Below are 21,191 nucleotides of genomic sequence, written 5' to 3' on the forward strand. Positions count from 1 at the left end.
GACGCCTTTGGAGGCGGCCGGCTCGCCGGCCGCTCCCTTCTGAAAATGCGCTCAGCTGCGCCGCGCGGCGACGAACCGGGCGGCCTCGGCGAGGATTTCGCCGCGCGCGCCGAACGGCGCCAGCGCCTCGGCGGCCTCCGCCACCAGACGGTCCAGCAGCCGGCGGGCCTCGGGCAGGCCGAGGCGGGAGACCAAGGTCGCCTTCCCGGCGGCGGCATCCTTGCCCACCTTCTTGCCCACCTCTTCCGCCGTGCCTTCCACATCCAGAATGTCGTCGGCGATCTGGAACGCCGCGCCCAGCGCCCGCCCATAGGCGAGGAGCGCCGCGCGCTGGCCCGCATCGGCGCCGCCGAGGAGCGCGCCCGCCTCGGCCGAGACGGCGAGCAGGGCGCCGGTCTTCATGGCCTGCAGGTCGCGGATGGCGTCCTCGCCGTGGGCGAGGGGCGTGCCGCCGGAGAAGCGCCCTTCGGCGGCGAGGTCCAGCATCTGACCGCCCACCATGCCGCCGATGCCCGCCGCCCGGGCCAGCGCCCGCACCAAAGCGATGCGCACGGCCGGGTCGGGATGGGCGTCCTCGCCCGCCAGGAGGTCGAAGGCGAGGGTCAGCAGCCCGTCGCCGGCCAAGATGGCGGTGGCCTCGTCATACGCCTTGTGGACCGTGGGCCGGCCGCGGCGCAGGTCGTCGTCGTCCATGGCCGGCAGGTCGTCATGGACGAGGGAATAGCAATGCACGCACTCGATGGCGGTGGCGGCGGTCACGGCGGCGTCCGGCGCGAGGCCGAACAGGGCCGCCCCCTCGATCACCAGGAACGGCCGCAGCCTTTTACCGCCACCCAGCGCGCCGTGGCGCATGGCGGCCATCAGGCGCTCCGGCCGCAGCCGTTCGCCGGGGAGCGCCGCATCGCCGAGCGCGGCGGCGAGCCGGGTTACGGTGAGGGTGGCGGCGGCGTCGAGACGATCCTTGAGGGAAGAGGTCACCGGGTGGCCTAGCGTGGCTGAGAAGGGCAAGGTGGGAACGCCCGCGCCGGGCGCACCGTTGACGGGGCCACCGGGTGCCTCAACCAGGGGGCAAGGTCAAGCCGCATGGCGGCGGGGAGGACTGGGGATGATCCGTCTGGTGCTTCGGGTGGTGCTCGTCCTCGCCGCCATCCCGCTGCTGCTCGCCGTCCTCTACAACGTCGTCAACCCGGTCTCCACGCTGATGATCGGCCGCTGGATCACCGGGGAGCGGGTGGAGCGCATCTGGACCCCCATCGAGAAGATGTCGCCGGCGCTGGTGCGCACCGTCATCGCCTCGGAGGATGCGAGCTTCTGCCAGAACATCGGCATCGACATCGGCGAGCTGCGCGAGGCCCTTGAGAAGGCCGACGATCTGGAAGACACCCGCGGCGCCTCCACCATCCCCATGCAGATCGCCAAGAACCTGTTCCTGTGGCCGGGGCGGGACTACATCCGCAAGGCCATCGAGATGCCGCTCGCCATCTGGCTCGACCTGGTGGTGAGCAAGAGGCGGCTGATCGAGATCTATCTCAACATCGCCGAATGGGGGCCGAACGGGGAGTTCGGCGTGGAGGCCGGCGCCCGGCGCGCCTTCGGCATCCCGGCGGCGCAGGTGGAGGCGCGGCAGGCGGCGCTGCTGGCGGTGATGCTGCCCAATCCCCACCGGCGCGATGCCGGCAATCCCACCGCCGGCGTCCAGCGCCTCGCGTCCCGGTTGCAGGCGCGGGTGCCCAAGGAGGGGCCGGAACTGGTCGCCTGCCTCGGTCCGCTGCGCTGAACCCGCACGCGGCTTGATTGTTGGCCCGACACGCGCCACATGGGGGACGTCGCGCCGTTCCGGCTGAACCGCCGGGCCCGGCGGTATTTTTCTCCTGCCGGCCCGCCTGAATGACCCAATCGCAAGTCCCTTCGCCCGCGCCTGCCTCCGCGCCCGCTCCCCGCAAGATGAGCCCGTGGCTCAAGATCGGCCTGGAGATCGGCCCGCTGGTGCTGTTCTTCATCGCCAATGGGCGGGGCGGCATCTATGTGGCGACCGGCGTCTTCATGGTGGCGACGCTGCTCGCGCTCGGCGCCATGTGGGTGCTGGCCCGGCGCATCGCGGTGATGCCGCTGGTGTCGGCGCTGGTGGTGATGGTGTTCGGCGGCCTGACGCTGTGGCTGCAGGACGACCATTTCATCAAGCTGAAGCCGACCATGGTGAATGCTCTGTTCGGCGTGCTGCTGCTCGGCGGGCTCTGGTTCCGTAAGCCGCTCCTGCCCTATGTCTTCGACGGCATGGTGAAGCTCACTGACGAGGGGTGGCACAAGCTCACCATCCGCTGGGGCATCTTCTTTCTGGTGATGGCGGTGCTGAACGAGATCGTCTGGCGCTCGGTCTCCACCGACACCTGGGTCACCTTCAAGACCTTCGGCTACCTGCCGATGACCTTCGCCTTCGCCATCGCCCAGGCCCCGCTGATGAGTCGCTATGAGCTGAAGGACGGCTCCGGCGCCAAATGATGCCGGATAGAATTTCACACGCCCGCCGTTGACGGCGGCGCGCCCAGTCCCCATAAGCCCGAAAGAGGGCGCTCCATGCTGACGAAAAAGGGAAAATACGGTCTCAAGGCGGCGGTCCACCTGGCGCGTCTGCCGCCGGGCGGCTCCACGCAGGTGGCGGACATCGCCGAGGCCAACAATATCCCGAAGAAATTCCTCGACGTGATCCTCGGCGAGCTGCGCAACGCCGGCTTCCTGTCGTCCAAGAAGGGCAAGCTCGGTGGCTACCGGCTGGCCAAGCCCGCGGACGACATCATCGTCGGCGAGATGATCCGCGCCTTGGATGGCCCGCTGGCGCCCTTCCCCTGCGCCAGCCGCAACGCCTACGAGCCGTGCGAGGATTGCGACATCGCCACTTGCGAGGTGCGCCTGCTCATGGTGCGGGTGCGCGACGCCATCGGCACGGTGCTCGACACCTACACCCTCGCCCAGATGCGGGACCTCTCCCAGGAACAGCTCGCCTCTTTCGTGGACTACATCTGAGCCCCACCCTTCCTCACTGCTGCGCGGCGAGGAAGGTGCGGAAGCGGGCCAGCGCCACGGCGAAGAACAGCGCGCCGATGCCGAAGGTGGCGGCGAAGCGCGGCCATACCGTCTCCAGCCCCGCGCCCCGGTAGAGAATGGCCTGCGCGAAGGCCACGAACTGGGTGGAGGGCGAGGCCTGCATGGCCACCTGCAGCCATTGCGGCATGCTCTCCAGCGGCGTGAAGCCGCCCGACAGCATGTTCATGGGCAGCACCACGAGGAAGAACAGCAGCCCGAACTGCGGCATGGAGCCGGCCAGCGTGCCGAGGAAGATGCCCAGCGACGCGGTGAAGAAGAGATAGAGCGCGGCCCCCGCCAGGAACAGCGGGATCGAGCCCGCGATGGCGACGCCCAGCACCCCTTTCAGCACGGCGATGAGGCTGACCAGGGTGGCGACGAGGATCACCGCCCCGTTCGCCACCACCTTCGCCAGCATGATCTCGGACGGACGCACCGGCAGCACCAGCAGGTGCTCCAGCGTGCCGTGCTCGCGCTCGCGGATCAGCGCCGCACCGGCCAGCAGCACCGAGAGCATGGTGATGTTGGTGATGAGACCCATGGTGCCGGTGAACCAGGAGGATTCCAGCCCCTGGTTGAAGGCGGCGCGGATCTGGAGGTTGACCGGGCTCGCCACGCCTTCGGAATGGCGCAGCACGAAGCGGTTCACCTCGGTCTGGAAGATGGCGGAGATGTCGTTGGCCCCGAGCCCGGCCTGCATCAGCGCCGTGGCGTCGATGAGCAGTTGCACCTCGGGGCTGCGGCCGGCGAGCACGTCCGCCTGGAAGTTGGGCGGGAAGTTGAGCACGAAGGTGTAGCGCGCCGCATCCATCACCGGGTCCACGTCCTGCGGGGCGATGGGCACCGGGCGCTGGAAGGAGGGCGGCAGCAGCGCGTCGAGGATGGCGTTGGAGAGGGCGGAATTGTCCTCGTCCACCACCGCCACGGCGGCGCGGTTGAGATCGTGCTTCATGCCGTTCGCCTGCAGCACGATGGCGAGGGTGAAGGCGTAGACCACCAGCACCAGCAGCGCCCGGTCGCGCCACAGGCCGAGCAGTTCCTTGCCCACCAGCCAGTGGACATTGGCCAGCGGCAGGCGGCGGGGCGTCTTCGCCTTGAGGGGGGAGGGGGCGGGCGCGGCCATGTCAGGTCTCCTGCTTGCGCAGGATGAGGAAGGCGATGGCGAGCAGCGCCGGCCAGAAGGCGGCGGTGGCCAGGATGAAGGGCACAAGCTCGGTGAAGCTCAGCCCCTTGGTGAAGGCGCCGACGCTCACCCGCATGAAATAGGTGGTGGGGAAGAAGGTGCCGAGCACCCATCCCCCGCCCTCCAGCGAGGCCACCGGCTGGAGCATGCCGGAGAATTGGGTGGCGGGCATCATGGTGCCGATGGCCGTGCCGAACAGCGCCGCCACCTGCGTGTTGGTGAGGGTGGAGGAGACGAGCCCGATGGCGGTGGTCGCCAGCACATAGGCGAAGGCGCCCAGCGCCAGCCCGAGGAACGAGCCCTTCAGCGGCACCCCGAACAGGAACAGCGCCATCAGCACCATGACCACGAAGTTGAACAGCGCCACGCCCACATAGGGCGCCTGCTTGCCCAGGAGGAATTCCAGCTTCGTCACCGGGGTGACGTAGAGGTTGGTGATGGAGCCCAGCTCCTTCTCCGTCACCACCCCGAGCGCGGTGAGGATGGCCGGGATGAAGATGAGCATCAGCGCGATGTTGGCCGGCACCATGGCATCGAGGCTGCGGAAGGACTGGTTGTAGCGGTAGCGCATCTCCAGCCCGGCGAAGGCGGAATAGGCGCGCCCCGCCGCCTGCGCCGCATCGGCGAGGAAGAGGGTGTGGACCGCCTCCACATAGCCCTTGATGGTCTCCGCCCGGAACGGCATGGCGCCGTCAATGGTCACCAGCACTTCCGTCTGCCGCCCGGAGCGCAGGTCTGCGCCGAAGCTCGGCGGCAGCTCGATGGCGAAGGCGATGGCGTTGGATTTCAGCCGCTGGTCGAGGTCGTCCGGCGAGGTCAGCGGCGGCTGGATGCGGAAATAGGTGGAGTGGGCGAAGCCGTCGATATAGGCGCGGCTTTCCGGGGTCTGGTCGCGGTCGAGCACGGCGAAGCGCAGGCGGTCCACGTCGAGCGTGATGCCGTAGCCGAAGATGATCATCAGGAACGCGGTGCCGAGCAGCGCGAAGGCGAGGCGCACCGGGTCGCGCTTCAGTTCCAGCGTCTCGCGCCAGGCATAGGCGGCGAGCCGGCGGGGCGAGAAGGCGGACGGCTTGCCACCGGGTCGGGGCTGGGGCGGCGGCAGCCGGGCTTCGGTGCCGGCGGCGCGGCCGCCCATCTCCATATAGGCGACGAACGCTTCTTCGAGGCTGGCGGCCTGCTTTGCCGCCTTCAGCGCCTCCGGCGTGCCGGTGGCGATGACGCGGCCAGCGTGCATGAAGGAGATGCGGTCGCAGCGCTCCGCCTCGCCCATGAAATGGGTGGAGACGAAGATGGTCACGCCCTCCTCGCGGGAGAGCCGCTGGAGATGGTCCCAGAAGCCGTCGCGGGCCACCGGATCGACGCCGGAGGTGGGCTCGTCGAGGATCAGCACCTCCGGCTCGTGCAGCACCGCCACCGCCAGCGACAGGCGCTGGCGCACGCCCAGCGGCAGGCCGTCAGAGAGGTCGTCGAGATGGTCGGTGAGGTCGAAGGTGGCGACGAGATCGGCGATGCGCTTTTTCGCTGCCTCCTCGGGCAAAGCGAACAGGCGCGCGTGCAGCTCCAGATTCTGCCGGACGGTGAGTTCGCCATAGAGCGAGAAGGCCTGCGACATGTAGCCGACGCGCCGGCGCGTCTCGATGTCCTTGGGGTCCACCGGCACGCCGAAGAGCAGCGCCTCGCCGGAACTCGCCGGCAGCAGTCCGGTGAGCATCTTCATGGTGGTGGACTTGCCGCAGCCGTTGGAGCCGAGGAAGCCGAAGATCTCGCCGCGGCGGATGGTGAAGCTCACATCGTCCACCGCGACGAAATCACCGAAGCGGCGGGTGAGGCCGCGGGATTCGATGGCCACCGGCGCGTCGGCCGGAATGGCCGCCACCGGCAGGGCTGCTTCGCCGTCGCCGCGCTGGCCTTCCGGGAGCAGGGCGATGAAGGCGCGCTCCAGGGTCGGCTGGCCGGTGCGGGCGAGATGCTCGGCGGGGCTGCCGTCGGCGAGGATGCGGCCGTTGTCCATCAGCACCACCCGGCCGAAGCGGGCGGCCTCCTCCATATCGGCGGTGGCGACGAGGAGGGTGAGGTGCGGGCGGTCGGCGCGAATGGTGTCCACGAAGTCCCAGAACTGCCGTCGGGAGAGGGGATCGACGCCGGTGGTGGGCTCGTCCAGCAGCAGAAGGTCGGGGTCGTGGACCAGCGCGCAGCACAGGCCAAGCTTCTGCTTCATGCCGCCGGAGAGCTTGCGCATGAGCCGGTCGGCAAACGGGTCGAGCCCCGTGGCGGCGAGCAGCGGCGCGACGCGCGCGCCCTTGGTGGCGGCATCCTCGCCGAACAGGCGGGCGAAGAAGGCGATGTTCTCGGCCACCGAGAGGTTGGGGTAGAGGTTGCGTCCCAGCCCCTGCGGCATGAAGGCGATGCGCGGCTGCGCCTCTTCCCGCGCGCGGCGGGACGAGAAGTCCGCCCCCAGCACCTCTACCTGGCCGGTCTGCATGCGTTTCGCCCCGGCGATGAGGCCGAGCAGGGTGGACTTGCCCACCCCGTCCGGCCCGACGAGGGCGACGGCGGCGCCTTCCTCAATGGCAAGGTCCACCCCGTCCACCGCCTGCGTCTTTCCATAGGCGTGGCGGATGCCGGCGAGCCGGACGGCGCTGGCGCGCGCCGCCTCAGCGGCCTCGCTCACTTTTGCGCTCCCGTATCCTTGGCTCCCGCGTCCTTGGCGTCGGCATCGGCGGCGTCGCGCACGAGGTCGGACTCAAGCCACGCGGGCCACTGGGCGGCGGGATCGAGCCGCACATAGCCGACGCCGGTGACGCCGGTCTTCACATGCTCCAGATACTTCTCGACCAGCGGCCGGGAGATGCGCAGCTTCACGCGGAACATCATGCGGTCGCGCTCGCGCTGGGTTTCCACCTGCTTGGGGGTGAACTGGGCGCGGGCCGAGACGAAGGAGACGGCGGCCGGCACCGCGCGGTCGGGCAGGGGCTCCAGCAGCAGCCGCGCCGGTGTGCCGAGGCCGATGCGCCCGGCGTCGGCGGCGGGCATGAAGATGGTCATGTAGACGTCGGAAAGGTCGATGAAGGTCATCACCTTGCCGCCCGCGCCCAGCACCTCGCCCGGCTCGGCGAGCCGATAGATGACCCGGCCCGACTTGGGGGCGATGAGGGTGCCATCGGCCACGAGGCGCTTCAGGCGGTCCACCTCGGCTTCCGCCGCGCGGATGGCGCTCTCGCTCGCCGCAAGGCTCGACTGGGCGGCGGCCAGCGCGGCGGCGGCGGTGAGCTTGGTGGTGCGATACTGGTCCACCTTCTGCTCGGTGGCGAAGCCCTTGGCGACGAGGGTTTCCTGCCGCTCCAGCTCCTTGGTGGCGAGGTCCAGCTCGCCCTTGCGCTGCTCCACCACATGGAAGGCCGTGTCACGGGACTGGCGCGCCTGCGCGGCCTGCGCGTCCGCCGTGCGCAGGGCCGCCTCGAGGTCCGAGACGTCCATGTGCGCGACCACCTGGCCCTGCTTGATGAAGTCGCCTTCCTCGGCGAGCACGTCCAGCACCCGGCCGGCGGCCTTGGTGGCCACGTCCACCTCGGTGGCCTCGATGCGTCCGTTGCCCTCGGCAAAGCCGGGGGGCAGGGCGCGGCTGCGGTGCGCGAGATACCACGCTCCGGCGCCGCCTGCGGCCGCGAGGGCGACGATGACGGCAAGAATGGCGAGGGAGCGCTTCATAGGGACACCTTCAGGGGGCTGGCACGCCCCCGCGATGCCGATCGAGAATGGCACTCCCGCGGGGCGTCGGGGACCGTCTCTGTGTCAACACTTTACCGCAGCGCACACGTCTGGCGTTGATTGAGGTCAACGGCTGTTCACCCGCCGTCCGCCTCCCGCTGCAAGGCGATGGCGCCCGCCGGGTTGCGCACTTTGGCACCGGCGATGAGGTAGAGGAAGACATCGCGTTTGGCCGCCTTCTTCCCCTTCGCTTTCTTGTCGGGCGTACCAATCTCGGGCAGCCCATCGGGCACCTTGCCGTCCTCCCACGCCTTGGCCGCCTTCGCCCAGCGGGTGAGATCGGCGGCGCCATAGCCGGTCTCGATCTCCTCCTGGGTCTGCTGGAGGCGGGCGTAAGTGAAGTTCGCCGTCAGGTCGGGGATGGCGGGATAGGTCTCGTGGTCGGCGAAGACGATGGCGACGCCATGCTTGCGGGCCAGTTCCACGAACTCGGGCACCACGAACGAGGGGTGGCGCACCTCCAACGCATGGCGCAGGGCGACGCCTTCGTGCGCCTTCGGCAGCAGCGCCATGAAGGCGGCCATGTCGTCCGGGTCGAACGCTTTCGTCGCCGCGAACTGCCAGTTGATGGGGCCGAGCCGGTCGCCCATCTCGACGATGCCGCTGGCGATGAATTTGCCGACGCTCTCCTCCGCCTCCGCCAGCACGCGGCGCTGGGTGACGTAGCGCGTCGCCTTGAGCGCGAAGACGAAGCCGTCCGGCACTTGCCGCGCCCAGTCGGCGCAGGATTTGGCCGAGGGTGTGCGATAGAAGGTGCCGTTGATCTCGATGGTCTTCAGCACGGAGGCGGCGTGCCGCAGCTCCTTCGCATGGGGCAGGCCTTCCGGATAGAAGACGCCGCGCCACGGCTCGAACGTCCAGCCGCCGATGCCGACGCGTATGGCCATCTCTTCCTCCTCTGGCGTCCCGGCCGTCACGGCAGCGGCAGGACGTGGGAATATTTCACCTGTTCCAGCGCGAAGGAGCTTTCGATGGAGGCGATGCCGTCGAGCCGCGTGAGCTTCTCCTTCAGGAAGCGCTCATAGGCATCGAGATCGGCCGCCACCACCCGTAAAAGGTAATCGCGCGGGCCGGTCATCAGATAGCATTCCAGCACCTCCGGCCAGCCCCGTATGGCCGCCGAGAAGGCATCCAGCGCCTCCTCCTGCTGGCGTTCCAGCTTGATGGAGACGAACACGCTCACCGGCAGCCCGGCCTTGCGCTGGTCGAGGACCGCGGCATAGCGCGAGATCAGGCCTTCCTCCTCCAGCGCCTTCACGCGCCTGAGGCACGGCGACGGGGAGAGGCCCACTTCGCCCGACAGTTCCGCGATGCTCTTGCGCCCATCCGCCTGCAGCGCGGCGAGGATCTTCCGGTCGATTGCGTCGAGGCGCATGATCCTGCTCCGGTGGCTGCGGTCCGCAGCATTTTATGGCGCAGATCGCGGCGAGGTAAGGCCGATTCGGCCGGAAACGCCGCTTCGGCCACGCTACACTCGGCGCCGGGCCGATGCTCCGGTCCCGAAAACATCCGCGCCGAGGAAACGCCATGGCCTCCCCCCGTTCCACCCCACCCGCCCTCAAGACCCCGCCGTCGGCCGCCGATCTCGCGGTTTTGGCCGAGCTGGAGAAGAAGGTGCTGTGGCTGGCGAGCTGGATGATCCACAACGCCAACCATCTGCGGCCCGGCACGGACGGCCTCAAGGTCGGCGGTCATCAGGCCTCCTCGGCTTCGCTGGCCGCCATCATGAGCGCGCTCTATTTCCACGTGCTGCGCCCCGAAGACCGGGTGGCGGTGAAGCCCCATGCCAGCCCCATCTTCCACGCCACCCAGTATCTGCTCGGCCGGCAGGACCGCGCGCGGCTGGAGAATTTCCGCGGCTTCAAGGGCGCCCAATCCTACCCCTCGCGCACCAAGGATGCCGACGACGTGGACTTCTCCACCGGCTCGGTGGGCCTCGGCGTGGCGCAGACGCTGTTCGCCAGCCTCGCGCAGGATTACGTCCACGCCCACGGCCTCGCCGGCGACCGGCCCAAGGGGCGGATGATCGCCCTCGTGGGCGATGCGGAGCTGGACGAGGGCAACGTCTTCGAGGCCCTGCTGGAGGGCTGGAAGCACGAGGTGCGCAACACCTGGTGGATCATCGACTACAACCGCCAGAGCCTCGACGGCGTGGTGCGCGAAGGCCTCTACGAGCGCTTCACCGGCATCTTCGAGGCCATGGGCTGGCAGGTAGTCGTGCTGAAGTACGGCACCCTGCAGCAGGCCGCCTTCGCCGAGCCGGGCGGGGAGGCTTTGAAGCGCTGGATCGACACCTGCCCGAACGCCGAATATTCGGCCCTCACCTTCCAGGGCGGGGCCGCGTGGCGCAAGCGCTTGATGGACGATCTCGGCGACCAGGGGGACGTTTCCGCCCTCATCGCCCGGCGGACCGATGCCGAACTCTCCGCGCTGATGACCAATCTCGGCGGCCACGACATCGCGTCCCTCATCGCCGCCTTCGATGCCATCGACCACGACCGCCCGGTGGCCTTCCTCTGCTACACGGTCAAGGGCTTCGGCCTGCCGCTGGCCGGCCACAAGGACAACCACGCCGGCCTCATGACCCCGACCCAGATGGAGGCGCTGCGCGCGTCCATGAACGTGGGCGCCGGCCGCGAGTGGGAACCCTTCGAGGGGCTGACGCACCCTGAAGGCGCGCTGCGCGCCTTCCTCGATCGCGTGCCCTTCGCGCAGGGCGGCCCGCGCCGCTATGCCGACCCGGCGCTCGCCGTGCCCGCGCTCGCCCCGCCGCCCAATCCCAGCATCTCCACCCAGGCCGGCTTCGGCCTCATCCTGCAGGATCTGGCGAAGGGCGACAGCCCGCTCGCCGACCGCATCGTCACCACCTCGCCTGATGTGACCGTCTCGACCAACCTTGGCCCGTGGGTGAACCGGCGCGGCCTCTTCGCCCATGAGGCGCTGGCCGACGTGTTCCGCCGCGAGCGCATTCCCTCCACCTTCGCCTGGGAGTTCTCGCCCAAGGGCCAGCACATGGAGCTCGGCATCGCCGAGATGAACCTGTTCCTGACCCTCTCGGCCTTCGGCCTGTCCCATTCCCTGTTCGGCGCCCGCCTCGTGCCGGTGGGCACGCTCTATGACCCCTTCATCTGCCGCGGGCTCGATGCGCTGAACTATGCCTGCTACCAGGATGCCCGCTTCATCCTCGTCGCGACGCCCTCCGGCATCACGCTGGCGCCCGAGGGCGGGGCGCACCAGTCCATCGCCACACCGCTCATCGGCATGGCGCAGGATGGCCTCGCCGCCTTCGAACCGGCCTTCGTGGACGAGCTGGCGGTGCTGATGGAATTTGCCTTCGACTATGTGCAGCGCGACGGGGAGGGCGCCGCCGACGAGCGCAACTGGCTGCGCGACGAGACCGGCGGCTCGGTCTATTTCCGCCTCTCCACCCGCCCGCTGGAGCAGCCGAAGCGCGTGTTCACCGAGGCGCAGAAGCGCGCCATCGTGGATGGTGCCTACTGGCTGCGCGAGCCGGGTCCCAATTGCGATGTGGTGATCGCGGTGCAGGGGGCGGTGACGCCCGAGGCCATCGATGCGGTGGCCCTCATCGCCGAGGACCGCCGCGATGTGGGCCTCCTTGCCGTCACCTCCGCCGACCGCCTCAACGCCGGCTGGACGGCGGCCGCCCGCGCCCGCGAGCGCGGGTTCGCGGCGGCTGAGAGCCATGTGGAGCGGCTGCTGGCTCCCCTGCCGCGCCATTGCGGGCTCGTCACCGTCATCGACGGCCATCCCGCGACGCTCGGCTGGCTCGGCGCCGTCGCCGGCCACCGGGTGCGGGCGCTGGGCGTGGAGCATTTCGGCCAGACCGGAACGCTCGCCGATCTCTATGCCCATTACGGCCTCGACACCGCCGCCATCATCGCCGCCGCGCAGGGCATCTCGTCCGGCCGGCCGCTGCGGCACCTGAAGGCGGTGTGAGGGGCCGCGCCTCACCTACTGGTGGCGCTGGACTCCGGCGTTTCCCTGCTCCGGCTGCGAAGATCCGTTCATGTTCCCGCGTGACCTTCGCGCGACCGCTTGTCCTCCGCCCAAACGTCCGCTAGAAGCGCACGACCACGCCACCGGCGTCATGGATATCCTCGCGGATTTCCTCCGGCGCCGGCTCTGCGGAGAGGTGGCAGAGTGGTCGAATGCACCGCACTCGAAATGCGGCATACGGGCAACCGTATCGGGGGTTCGAATCCCTCCCTCTCCGCCAGTTTCCCTGTAGGCGCCTGATTTCACTGGCGCCAATCGGCCAACTCGTTCGCGCAGCCCGTCTTTGGTACAGCAAGACGGTACAGCACGGTAGCCAATTACAAGCTCCCCATCTTATGCGAGGGCGGGCCGCCTACGGCTCGGCCGAAACCGGTCTTTCGTTCGTCGACTTGGATCATGCCGGTGGCGCAGACATTCTCCTGTCTTCTCAGCACGGCTGCGACGGCATGGGTAAAGGAGTGGACTGCTCGACCGGCGGCTGCAAGCTGATCATCTGGAAGCAGGTCGGTCCCCGGGAGTGGCGGCGGGTGTTCGAGGAGACCGTCGCGCCCGCCCCTTTGATCGCCACGGATAGCCAGAACCGGTTCGGCGGCTTGATCGTCACACGTGGGACCTGATCTTGATTGTCCCAAATCCACCCAGGCGTGCTGTATCGGCCAATTCCTGATAAAGTGGAGCCTGTAAGTAGAGAAACGAAAGCTATTTAATAATAAATAACGCCTTCCTTCAGTGCTGTATTTTAAAATAACTCAATCAATATTTACAGATCCAATCCGATTTGAAATCATTTCCCAAGGCTTTCAACAAGCAAATCCCCTGTAGCAAGGATGTGAATCCGCAACGTATCGCAGGCGCGCTCAATGTCCCTCATTTCGCAGCGCTGCAATATTTCACGATGCTCGATCTGTGATTGCTCGGAGTGATGGGTCTCCTCCCATGTAAAGCGCAGGTACCTCTCGAAATTCAGCCGTAAATTCTTGATGAGCTCAAGCGTGCGCTCCTTGCGTGCGGGCGCGTAGAGAAGCTCATGAAATCGGGCGTTCAGAAGAATTCTGGCGTCTACGGTGCCGGCGGCGTCGAGATCGTCCAATGTGCGCCCGCACTGCTGAAAGTCGGACCTCACCATGTTGGGGATCGACCATCGCAGGGCCTGGCATTCCAGCAGGGCGCGCAATTGGGTGATTTCCCAGGCTTCGTCGGCGCTCAGCTTCGCCACGCTGACCCCGCGCCGCGGCTCCGCCTTGAGGAAGCCTTCGGCCGTGAGCTGGCGAAACGCTTCGCGGACGATCATCTGGCTGACGCCATATTGCGTGGCCAAGGCATCCTGCCGGAGCCTTTCCCCGCCTTTGAGCCGATTGTGCATGATCGCGTTGCGCAGTTCATCGCACACGATGGCCGAGGCCGTGCGGCCGAGCGTCGGCGTCTCGCGGCTTTTATCCACCTCATGCAGATCGACCATTCCGCCTTCACCTTCAAGCGATAGTGCCTCGCGTCCGCAGTGCGGCACGATACCCGTGTCTTGGTGAGTGATAGCCCCGGTTCGATCCTGACGAAAGCCCTGTAGGGCCATTCCGTGCCGTTTGCGGGGCGACATGGCGCGCAGGTCCTTGACGGGGCGGAGCCGTTTCCGTAATTAGCGATTATCGCTAATTTAGACGGACAGCTTCTCTCCATGATCCGCCTCGCCGACTTTGATGCCGTGACCTTTGACGTCTATGGCACGCTTATCGATTGGGAGCCCTCCATCGCCGCCTTTCTCGGCCGCTGGGCGGAGCAATCCGGCGTCGTCGCCAGCGATGAGGATCTCATCATGGCGTTCGACCGCGCCCGCGCGGACATCCAGAAAGAACGCCCCGCACACCTTTATCCTGAGGTTCTGCGGCGCTGCTTCGACCGCATCGCCAGCGAACTGCAACTGCCTGCCGACCCTGACCTTCGCGAAGCCTTCGCCGCCACCCCCCATCACTGGCCCGCGTATTCCGACGTGCCTCAGGGGCTGAAGGCGCTGCAGGCCCGCGCCAAGATCGGCGCACTGTCAAATATCGATAATCCGTCCCTCGCATCCTCCTGCGCGAAGATGGGCGTTACCTTCGATATCGTGGTCACCGCAGAGCGCGTGGGCGCCTACAAGCCAAGCCCGGAGCATTTTCAGACTGCGCTCGCGGACCTCGCCGTACAGGGAATCGATCCCTCGCGCATTCTTCATGTGGGCCAGAGCCTGCGCGCCGACATCACACCCGCCAACCGGTTCGGCCTGACCTCCATCTGGATCAACCGGCCCAACCGTCTGCTCGGCCTCTCCGGCGAGGGGGCGGCGGAGGCGCGGCCGGACCTCACCGTCTCGAGCCTTGCGGAAATGCTCGAAGCCATCGGTTGAGTGCCCACATAAAAACCAGAGGGGACACCATGAACCATGCCTTGTCGGCCGCCATTGGCGCGGTCATCGCCTCGCTCCTTTTCCTCCCCGCCGCGCAGGCCCAGTCGAGCGATGGGGTGCTGGATCGCATTCGCGCGAAGGGCGCCATCTCCATCGGCTATCGCGACGCTTCCATTCCCTTTTCCTTCGTCGATGCCCAGGGCAAGCCGCAGGGCTATTCCACCGACATCTGCCTGGAAGTGGCCCAAACGGTGAAGGCGGCGCTCGGCCTCCCCGATCTTCAGGTCAAGATGGTGCCGGTCAACCTGCAGAACCGCATTCCACTGGTGGCCAATGGAACCGTCGACATTTCCTGCGAGTCGGCGGTCAACACCATCGCCCGGCAAGGTCAGGTGGATTTTTCCTATCCCTTCTTCATCTCCCACACCCGCCTTCTGGTGAAGGACAAGTCGGGCATTGGCGAACTGAAGGACCTGGGCGGCAAGGTCATTGCCCTGCCCATCAATTCGGTGCCCGAGCGCCTGATCCGTTCGCTCATCGAGAAGGACAAGCTGAATATCCGCATCGTGCCGGTGAAGGACAATGCGGAAGGCTTCCTCGCCCTCTCCACGGACCGCGTGGACGCATTCGCCACCGACGACATCCTGCTCTTCGGCCTGCGCGGCAAGGCGCCCAATCCTTCCGACTACAAGGTGGTCGGTGCGCCATTGTCTTATGATTACTATGGGCTTCTGGTGCAGAAGAACAGCACCGTCTTCCTGTCCCTGGTGAATGCCACCCTTTCGCGCATGGCGCGCGACGGCCGGCTCCAGGCGCTCTACACCAAATGGTTCGGGCCCATGGGAGTTCCGCTCTCGCCGGATCTCGAGACCGTTTTCCACATCATCGCCGTTCCGGAATAGCGCGTCCCGCCAACGTCTTGCGCCCTGACAGAAGAATGCCGCGATGACCTATTCCTGGAACTGGGGCGTCCTCCTGCAGGAGCCCTATCTACAGTGGCTTGGCTGGGGCCTCGCCCTCACGCTCGCCATCTCCCTGAGCGCGCTGGTGATTGCGCTCTCGGTGGGGACCGCGGTCGGTGTCCTGCGCAGTTCGGACCATGCCGTCCTTCGTGCGGTGACCGGCGCCTATATCAGCGTATTCCGCAATATTCCCCTGCTGCTGCAGATGTTCCTGTGGTTCTTCGTGGTCCCGGAACTGCTGCCCGCAGGCGCCGGCCACTGGCTCAAGCGCGATCTTCCCTATCCGGAAATCGTCACCGCCATCGTCGCGCTCGGCCTGTTCACCAGTTCCCGCATCGCTGTCCAGGTGAGTGCGGGCATCGATGCGATGCCGCGCGGCCAGCGCATGGCGGCGAAGGCGGCGGGGCTGTCGCAGCTTCAGGCCTATCGGCTGGTGCTGTTGCCGCAGGCGCTGCGCATCATCATCCCGCCTTTGACCTCCGAAATCCTGACCATTTTCAAGAATTCGTCGGTGGCCCTCACCATCGGCGTCTATGAACTGACGACCCAGACGCAGCAGATCCAAAGCATCACGTATCAGGGCTTCGAGGCCTTCACGGCGGCCACGATCCTCTATGTGGCCATCGCCATGACGGTCACGGTGATCATGCGGGCCATCGAGCGGCGCGTCGCGCTGCCGGGCACCACTTCAGGGGGCCTCCATGTCCGCTTCTGACCTTGCGCCCATCACCAATTCCCTGCCTTTCCTGCTTCAAGGCCTGGGTCTCAGCGTCTTGCTCACCGCCATCGCCATGGCGGGGGGCATCGTCCTCGGGCTTGCGATCGCGCTGGTGCGGCTGACCCGCGTGCCGGTGCTCGCGCCTTTCGCCGCGCTCTATGTGAACGGCTTCCGCGCCGTTCCGCTGATCCTGGTGATCTTCTGGTTCTATTTCCTGGTTCCCCTTTTGCTGGGGCGCTCGGTCGGTGCGCTGTACTCGGTGCTCATTGCCTTCGTCATGTTCGAGGGGGCCTATTATTCGGAGATCATGCGGGCGGGCCTGCAAAGCGTCCGGGTGGGCCAATGGCAGGCGGCCAAGGCCTCGGGGCTCGGCTATCTGCAGACGGTGCGGCTCATCGCCTTGCCCCAGGCCCTGCGCAACATGGCGCCGCTCATGGTCACCCAAGGCGTGATCCTGTTCCAGGACACGGCGCTCGTCTACGTGGTATCGCTCCACGATTTCATGACATCTGTCAGTATTGTTGCGAACAATACGAGCAGCCCCGTCGAAATGTACGTGTTCGCGGCGCTCGTCTATCTCGCCATCTGCCAGCTCGGCAATGCGCTCGCTGGGCGGCTGAAGCGCGCGTCCCGGCCCGCATGATGCCCTGCCTTGGACCCACACACCCTCCAGCCATGGATGTGCCGATGACCTCGCATGAAATGATCAAGGTGGAAGGGCTGAGCAAGAGCTTCGGCCCTCTGGAGGTGCTGAAGGAGTGCAGCCTCACCGTGCGCCGGGGTGAAGTGGTGGTCATCTGCGGCCCGTCGGGGTCCGGCAAGAGCACCCTCGTCAAGTGCATCAACGGCATCGAGGAGTTCGAGCGCGGCCAGGTGTGGATCGAGGGCGAGGCGCTGCCCTCCCGCGGGCGGGCGGCGGCCCGGATGCGGGCGCGGGTGGGCATGGTGTTCCAGCATTTCGAGCTCTATCCGCACCTGACCGTGCTGGAGAATATCTGCCTCGCCCCGGTCCATGTCTTGAAGCGCCCGCGGACGGAGGCTGAGGCCAAGGCGCGCGCGCTTCTTGCCCGTGTCGGCCTCGCGGATAAAGAAGCCGCCTATCCCGCGCAATTGTCCGGCGGCCAGCAGCAGCGCATCGCCATCGTGCGGGCGCTGGCCATGGACCCGGTGGCCATGCTGTTCGACGAGCCCACGTCCGCGCTCGATCCGGAAATGATCGGCGAAGTGCTCGCGGTCATGCTGGAACTCGCCCGCGACGGCATGACCATGATCGTGGTCACCCACGAGATGGGCTTCGCCAAGTCCGCCGCCGACCGGGTGGTGTTCATGGACAAGGGCGCCATCGTCGAGATCGACGAGACGCAGGCCTTCTTCGCGGCGCCGCGATCAGAGCGGGCCCGCCTCTTCCTCTCCCGCATCCTGGCGCACTGACATGAACCCTTTTTCTATCCCGACCGCCGAGGACATTCTCGACGCCCGCCGCGCGCTTGCCGGCGTTGCCGTGGAAACACCGCTGCTGCGCTCCGACGCGCTGGACCGGCTGACCGGCGGCTCCGTCTTCCTGAAATGCGAGAACCTCCAGCGCACCGGCGCCTTCAAGTTCCGCGGCGCCTATAATTGCCTGTCGCGGCTCGACCGGGCGGCCTATCCCGGCGGGGTCGTGGCCTATTCCACGGGCAATCATGGCCAGGCGATTGCCACGGTGGCGCGCATGCTGGGCCTTTCCGCCACCATCGTCATGCCGCAGGACGCCCCCGCCGTGAAGATCGCCAAGGCCCGCGCGGCTGGGGCGCAGATCGTGCTCTATGACCGAAACCGCCAATCGCGCGAGGAGATCGCCGCCGAGATTGCCGCCCGCGCCCCCGTGGCGGTCATTCCGCCGGGCGACCATCGCCACATCATCGCGGGCCAGGCGACGGTGACGGCCGAGAGCCTTCAGCAGATGGGGGCGCAGGCACCCCATGCGATCCTGGTGCCGTGCGGTGGCGGCGGGCTCTCCGCCGGCACCTGCCTCGCGGTGGAGGCCGTTGGGGCGCGGTCGGAGGTCTGGGCGGTGGAGCCGGAGGGTTTCGACGACACGCGCCGCTCACTGGCCAGCGGCGTGCGGGAGAAGAATGCCGCCCTGTCCGGCTCCCTCTGCGATGCCTTGCTGGCCCCGCTACCGGCCGAATTGCCCTTCTCCATCAACCGCAGGCGCCTCGCGGGGGCGTTGACCGCCTCGGACGCGGATGTGCTGCGGGCCATCCGCTTCGCCTATGAGGAATTGCGGCTGGTGACCGAGCCGGGGGGCATCATCGCGCTCGCCGCCGTGCTGAACGAGCCCACCCGCGTGCGTGGGAAAACAGCGCTCGTCATCGTCTCCGGCGGCAATGTGGACCCCGGCGTGTTCAAGGCCGCCCTCGACCTCGATCCCGCCCCGCTCGGCTGGGCCGCGTAAGTCCCGGATCGCTCCAGCGCCATCTCACTCTTCTGTATCAAGGACACCTCGATGCCTTCCGCCCTCGACACGTTCGCCGCCCTCGCCACGGACAATGCCCCCGGCCAGGAGGTCCGCCAGGGTGCGGGTGACATGTCGCGTCTGATGCGCGGCGAGACGATGCCCGGCCAACGGGTGGACTTCTCCCACGGCGACGTGGACGCCTTCACCCCGACGCCGGGCGCGCTTGAGGCGTTCTCCGAGGCGGTGGAAGCGGGCGGGCGGCAGGCCTACACGGAATATCGCGGCGCGGCGGACATTCGCGCGGCGCTCGCGGAAAAGCTCGCCGCCTTCACCGGCGCGCCGGTGTCGCCCGATGCGGGGACCATCGTGACGCCGGGCACCCAGGGCGCGCTCTTCCTGGCACTCGGGGCGCTGGTGGCACCCGGCGACAAGGTCGCCATCGTCCAGCCCGACTATTTCGCCAACCGCAAGATCGTCCAGTTTCTGCGCGGGGAGCCGGTGCCCGTCCCCATGAACTATATGGCCACCTCGGTGGAGGCGGGCATTGACCTCGATCGCCTGCGGGAGGTGTTCGCGGCGGGGGCCAGGGTGTTCCTGTTCTCCAATCCCAACAATCCCACGGGCGTCGTCTATTCCGCCCGCGAGATCCGGGCCATCGCCGATCTTGCGGTGGAGTTCGATGTCACGGTCGTCGCCGACCAGCTCTATTCACGCCTGCTCTATGATGGCGAAACCTATACGCACCTGCGCGCCTGCGGCCTCCCGGAGGAGCGGGTGGTCACCATCATGGGGCCGTCCAAGACGGAGTCGCTGTCCGGCTACCGGCTCGGCATCGCCTTCGGCGCGCCCTCCGTCATCGATCGCATGGAGAAACTCCAGGCGATCGTCTCGCTGCGGGCGGCGGGCTACAATCAGGCGGTGCTGCGCACGTGGTTCAGCGAGCCGGAGGGCTGGATGGCGAACCGCATCCGCCTGCACCAGGCCATTCGCGACGACCTGCTCCAGCTGTTCCGCGATGGGGGCCTGCCCACACGCACGCCGAAGGCCGGGAGCTATGTCTTCCCCACCTTGCCGGACCTCGCGGTGAGCCTCCCGGATTTCGTGCGCCTGCTGCGGCACCAGGCGCATGCGATCGTCACGCCGGGCACGGAGTTCGGTCCGCACGGCCACAGCATTCGCCTCAACTTTTCCCAGGATCACGCATCGGCCATCGCCGCCACCAAGCGGATCGTCGCCATGGCCCACCTTTATGCCAAATGACGCCATGCCAAATGACGCCACGCAAATCGACCCGATGACCGGCGACCGTCCCGCGCGCCAAGCTATCCCGCCCCAGGGGCTCTATGTTCCTGCGAGGCGCCACAACGACCTCGTTTTCGTCTCGGGCATGACACCGAGGCGAAATGGGGTGCTGCTCCATGCGGGACAGGTCGCCGTCGATGCGCCCGTGGACCTCTATGAGGAGGCCGTGCGGCTTGCCACAGGCAATGCCCTGCAGGCCGCAGAGGCGCAGCTGCGAAGCGGAGAGCGGATCGCGTCCGTCCTGAGCCTGACGGTGTACGTGAACGCCCTGCCGGGCTTTACGCGTCATTCTCAAATCGCGGATATCGCCTCACGCCATATCCAGGACCGCATCCATGCAGCCCTGCCGAGCCGCGCCGCGATTGGCGTCGCGTCCTTGCCCGGAAATGCCGTGGTGGAAATCTCCATGATTGCGAGTGTGCAGTCCGACGTTTAGCCACGCGTGGAGCGCGCCAGTCGGTCGGGCCGCACAACGATGAGCACGTCTTGAGACGGACACATCGCACGGGATGACCACCCTTCAGCCAAGGCCGAACGTCTTCCTCAGTCCCTTCTCCACGGGGCCGGCGGGCATGAAGCGCCGCAGCTTCGAGAGGAGGGACGCCTCGCCCTTCGGCGTATGGCGCATTTTCCAGCCGTCCAGCGCGGCGCGCACAATCGTGGCGGCAACTGCATCAGGCGCCGGGGCCTTCTGAACGTTCTTCTGGATCGCTCGGGACACCACGCCGCGCTCGTTCTTGTATGCGGGAATAGTGGACGCGGTCTGCGGGGCGTTCAGATCAAGGTTGGTCTTGGTGAAGGACGGCTCGACGAGCGTCACACGAACGCCGAACTGGCGCACTTCGTGATCCAGGGTCTCGGACAATCCCTCAACGGCATGTTTGGAAGCCGCATACAGCGCCATGTAGGGCGCGGGCAGGAAGCCCAGGACCGAGCTGACATTGACGATGCGCCCGGACTGCTGGTCGCGCATGTATGGCAGCACGGCCTTGATCGTGCGCAGGAGGCCGAAGAGATTTGTGTCGAAGAGAGTCTGGGCCTCAGCGATCGACGTCTCCTCGGTCGCGCCAAGAAGGGTCACGCCCGCGCTGTTGACGAGCACGTCGATGCGATTGTCCTGCGCGATGATGGTCTGGATGCAGCGCTGGATCGAGGTCTCGTCGCGGACGTCCATCTCGACGAGCGTAACGCTTGGGATGGCTTGCGCTTTGGCAAGGTTCCGCACGGTTCCGTAGACGCGGCAGCCCCGTGCCGCGAAGTTCAGCGCGGTGGCGCGACCGATGCCGGATGAGACTCCGGTCACGAGGACGATTTTCTCGGACGACATGATTACTCCTTGGGTG

General features: G+C 67.3%; 21 protein-coding genes and 1 tRNA gene. 14 read left to right on the forward strand and 8 right to left on the reverse strand.

Annotated elements, in window-relative coordinates:
- Window positions 1-51 precede the first annotated feature (51 nt).
- A complete protein-coding gene (locus tag ACT535_RS09935) occupies window positions 52-978 on the reverse strand; it encodes a polyprenyl synthetase family protein (protein WP_476364228.1) in 927 nt (308 codons plus the stop codon).
- Window positions 979-1,105: 127 nt separating this feature from the next.
- On the opposite strand from ACT535_RS09935, the gene ACT535_RS09940 reads away from it, so the two are divergent.
- The 3 genes from ACT535_RS09940 (at window position 1,106) to ACT535_RS09950 (ending at window position 3,021) form a co-directional block, all read left to right on the forward strand.
- The gene (locus tag ACT535_RS09940) at window positions 1,106-1,777 is read left to right on the forward strand and encodes a transglycosylase domain-containing protein (protein ID WP_476364229.1); all 672 of its coding nucleotides are present in this window, start codon (window positions 1,106-1,108) and stop codon (window positions 1,775-1,777) included.
- Window positions 1,778-1,944: 167 nt separating this feature from the next.
- Entirely contained in the window at window positions 1,945-2,499 is a 555-nt protein-coding gene (locus ACT535_RS09945) for a septation protein A (RefSeq protein ID WP_476325769.1), read from the forward strand.
- A gap of 75 nt (window positions 2,500-2,574) precedes the next feature.
- On the forward strand, window positions 2,575-3,021 hold the full coding sequence (locus tag ACT535_RS09950) for an RrF2 family transcriptional regulator (protein WP_168458447.1): 447 nt from the start codon (window positions 2,575-2,577) through the stop codon (window positions 3,019-3,021).
- Window positions 3,022-3,034: 13 nt separating this feature from the next.
- On the opposite strand, the gene ACT535_RS09955 is transcribed toward ACT535_RS09950, so the two are convergent.
- The 5 genes from ACT535_RS09955 to ACT535_RS09975 all read right to left on the reverse strand — a co-directional run bounded on the left by ACT535_RS09955 (window position 3,035) and on the right by ACT535_RS09975 (window position 9,410).
- Window positions 3,035-4,204 (reverse strand): ABC transporter permease, encoded by a 1,170-nt coding sequence (locus ACT535_RS09955; protein ID WP_168458446.1) that lies wholly within the window; start codon window positions 4,202-4,204, stop codon window positions 3,035-3,037.
- Between the two features lies 1 nt (window position 4,205).
- Complete coding sequence (gene rbbA / locus ACT535_RS09960; protein ID WP_476364230.1) at window positions 4,206-6,935, reverse strand: ribosome-associated ATPase/putative transporter RbbA; 2,730 nt, start codon at window positions 6,933-6,935, stop codon at window positions 4,206-4,208.
- Window positions 6,932-7,972, reverse strand: coding sequence for an HlyD family secretion protein (locus ACT535_RS09965; protein WP_476364231.1), 1,041 nt, complete (start codon window positions 7,970-7,972; stop codon window positions 6,932-6,934). Before ACT535_RS09965 ends, rbbA begins: the two co-directional genes overlap by 4 nt.
- A 137-nt stretch (window positions 7,973-8,109) precedes the next feature.
- The gene (locus tag ACT535_RS09970; protein WP_476364232.1) at window positions 8,110-8,919 is read right to left on the reverse strand and encodes a DUF72 domain-containing protein; all 810 of its coding nucleotides are present in this window, start codon (window positions 8,917-8,919) and stop codon (window positions 8,110-8,112) included.
- Between the two features lie 26 nt (window positions 8,920-8,945).
- A complete protein-coding gene (locus tag ACT535_RS09975; protein ID WP_168458761.1) occupies window positions 8,946-9,410 on the reverse strand; it encodes an Lrp/AsnC family transcriptional regulator in 465 nt (154 codons plus the stop codon).
- Between the two features lie 149 nt (window positions 9,411-9,559).
- Here ACT535_RS09975 and ACT535_RS09980 point away from each other — a divergent pair, with 149 nt between their 5' ends.
- From ACT535_RS09980 to ACT535_RS09990, 3 genes are all read left to right on the forward strand, one after another.
- A complete protein-coding gene (locus ACT535_RS09980) occupies window positions 9,560-11,989 on the forward strand; it encodes a transketolase (protein ID WP_476364233.1) in 2,430 nt (809 codons plus the stop codon).
- Window positions 11,990-12,179: 190 nt separating this feature from the next.
- A tRNA-Ser gene (locus tag ACT535_RS09985) sits at window positions 12,180-12,269 on the forward strand.
- A 115-nt stretch (window positions 12,270-12,384) separates the two neighbouring features.
- Complete coding sequence (locus tag ACT535_RS09990; protein ID WP_476364234.1) at window positions 12,385-12,666, forward strand: hypothetical protein; 282 nt, start codon at window positions 12,385-12,387, stop codon at window positions 12,664-12,666.
- 167 nt (window positions 12,667-12,833) lie between these two features.
- On the opposite strand, the gene ACT535_RS09995 is transcribed toward ACT535_RS09990, so the two are convergent.
- Window positions 12,834-13,508: a GntR family transcriptional regulator gene (locus ACT535_RS09995; protein ID WP_210254432.1), complete on the reverse strand. Its 675-nt coding sequence runs from the start codon at window positions 13,506-13,508 to the stop codon at window positions 12,834-12,836.
- 213 nt (window positions 13,509-13,721) lie between these two features.
- Here ACT535_RS09995 and ACT535_RS10000 point away from each other — a divergent pair, with 213 nt between their 5' ends.
- Genes ACT535_RS10000 through ACT535_RS10035 form a run of 8 tightly spaced genes read left to right on the forward strand, consistent with a single transcriptional unit; the run spans window position 13,722 to window position 20,284 of the window.
- Complete coding sequence (locus tag ACT535_RS10000) at window positions 13,722-14,426, forward strand: HAD-IA family hydrolase (protein ID WP_476364235.1); 705 nt, start codon at window positions 13,722-13,724, stop codon at window positions 14,424-14,426.
- Between the two features lie 29 nt (window positions 14,427-14,455).
- Complete coding sequence (locus tag ACT535_RS10005) at window positions 14,456-15,328, forward strand: amino acid ABC transporter substrate-binding protein (RefSeq protein WP_476364236.1); 873 nt, start codon at window positions 14,456-14,458, stop codon at window positions 15,326-15,328.
- 43 nt (window positions 15,329-15,371) lie between these two features.
- On the forward strand, window positions 15,372-16,103 hold the full coding sequence (locus ACT535_RS10010) for an amino acid ABC transporter permease (protein ID WP_476364237.1): 732 nt from the start codon (window positions 15,372-15,374) through the stop codon (window positions 16,101-16,103).
- The gene (locus tag ACT535_RS10015; RefSeq protein ID WP_476364238.1) at window positions 16,090-16,749 is read left to right on the forward strand and encodes an amino acid ABC transporter permease; all 660 of its coding nucleotides are present in this window, start codon (window positions 16,090-16,092) and stop codon (window positions 16,747-16,749) included. The genes ACT535_RS10010 and ACT535_RS10015 overlap by 14 nt, the downstream gene beginning before the upstream one ends.
- Before the next feature lie 44 nt (window positions 16,750-16,793).
- Window positions 16,794-17,537: an amino acid ABC transporter ATP-binding protein gene (locus ACT535_RS10020; RefSeq protein ID WP_476364239.1), complete on the forward strand. Its 744-nt coding sequence runs from the start codon at window positions 16,794-16,796 to the stop codon at window positions 17,535-17,537.
- A 1-nt stretch (window position 17,538) separates the two neighbouring features.
- On the forward strand, window positions 17,539-18,543 hold the full coding sequence (locus ACT535_RS10025; RefSeq protein ID WP_476364240.1) for a threonine ammonia-lyase: 1,005 nt from the start codon (window positions 17,539-17,541) through the stop codon (window positions 18,541-18,543).
- 51 nt (window positions 18,544-18,594) lie between these two features.
- Window positions 18,595-19,806, forward strand: coding sequence for a pyridoxal phosphate-dependent aminotransferase (locus tag ACT535_RS10030; protein WP_476364241.1), 1,212 nt, complete (start codon window positions 18,595-18,597; stop codon window positions 19,804-19,806).
- A 4-nt stretch (window positions 19,807-19,810) separates the two neighbouring features.
- A complete protein-coding gene (locus tag ACT535_RS10035; protein WP_476364242.1) occupies window positions 19,811-20,284 on the forward strand; it encodes a RidA family protein in 474 nt (157 codons plus the stop codon).
- A gap of 84 nt (window positions 20,285-20,368) precedes the next feature.
- Here ACT535_RS10035 and ACT535_RS10040 read toward each other — a convergent pair whose 3' ends face one another.
- Window positions 20,369-21,175 carry an oxidoreductase gene (locus ACT535_RS10040; RefSeq protein ID WP_476364243.1) on the reverse strand — a complete coding sequence of 269 codons (807 nt, stop codon included), beginning with the start codon at window positions 21,173-21,175 and terminating at the stop codon, window positions 20,369-20,371.
- Window positions 21,176-21,191: the final 16 nt, after the last annotated feature.

Source organism: Xanthobacter sp. DMC12, assembly GCF_056314105.1.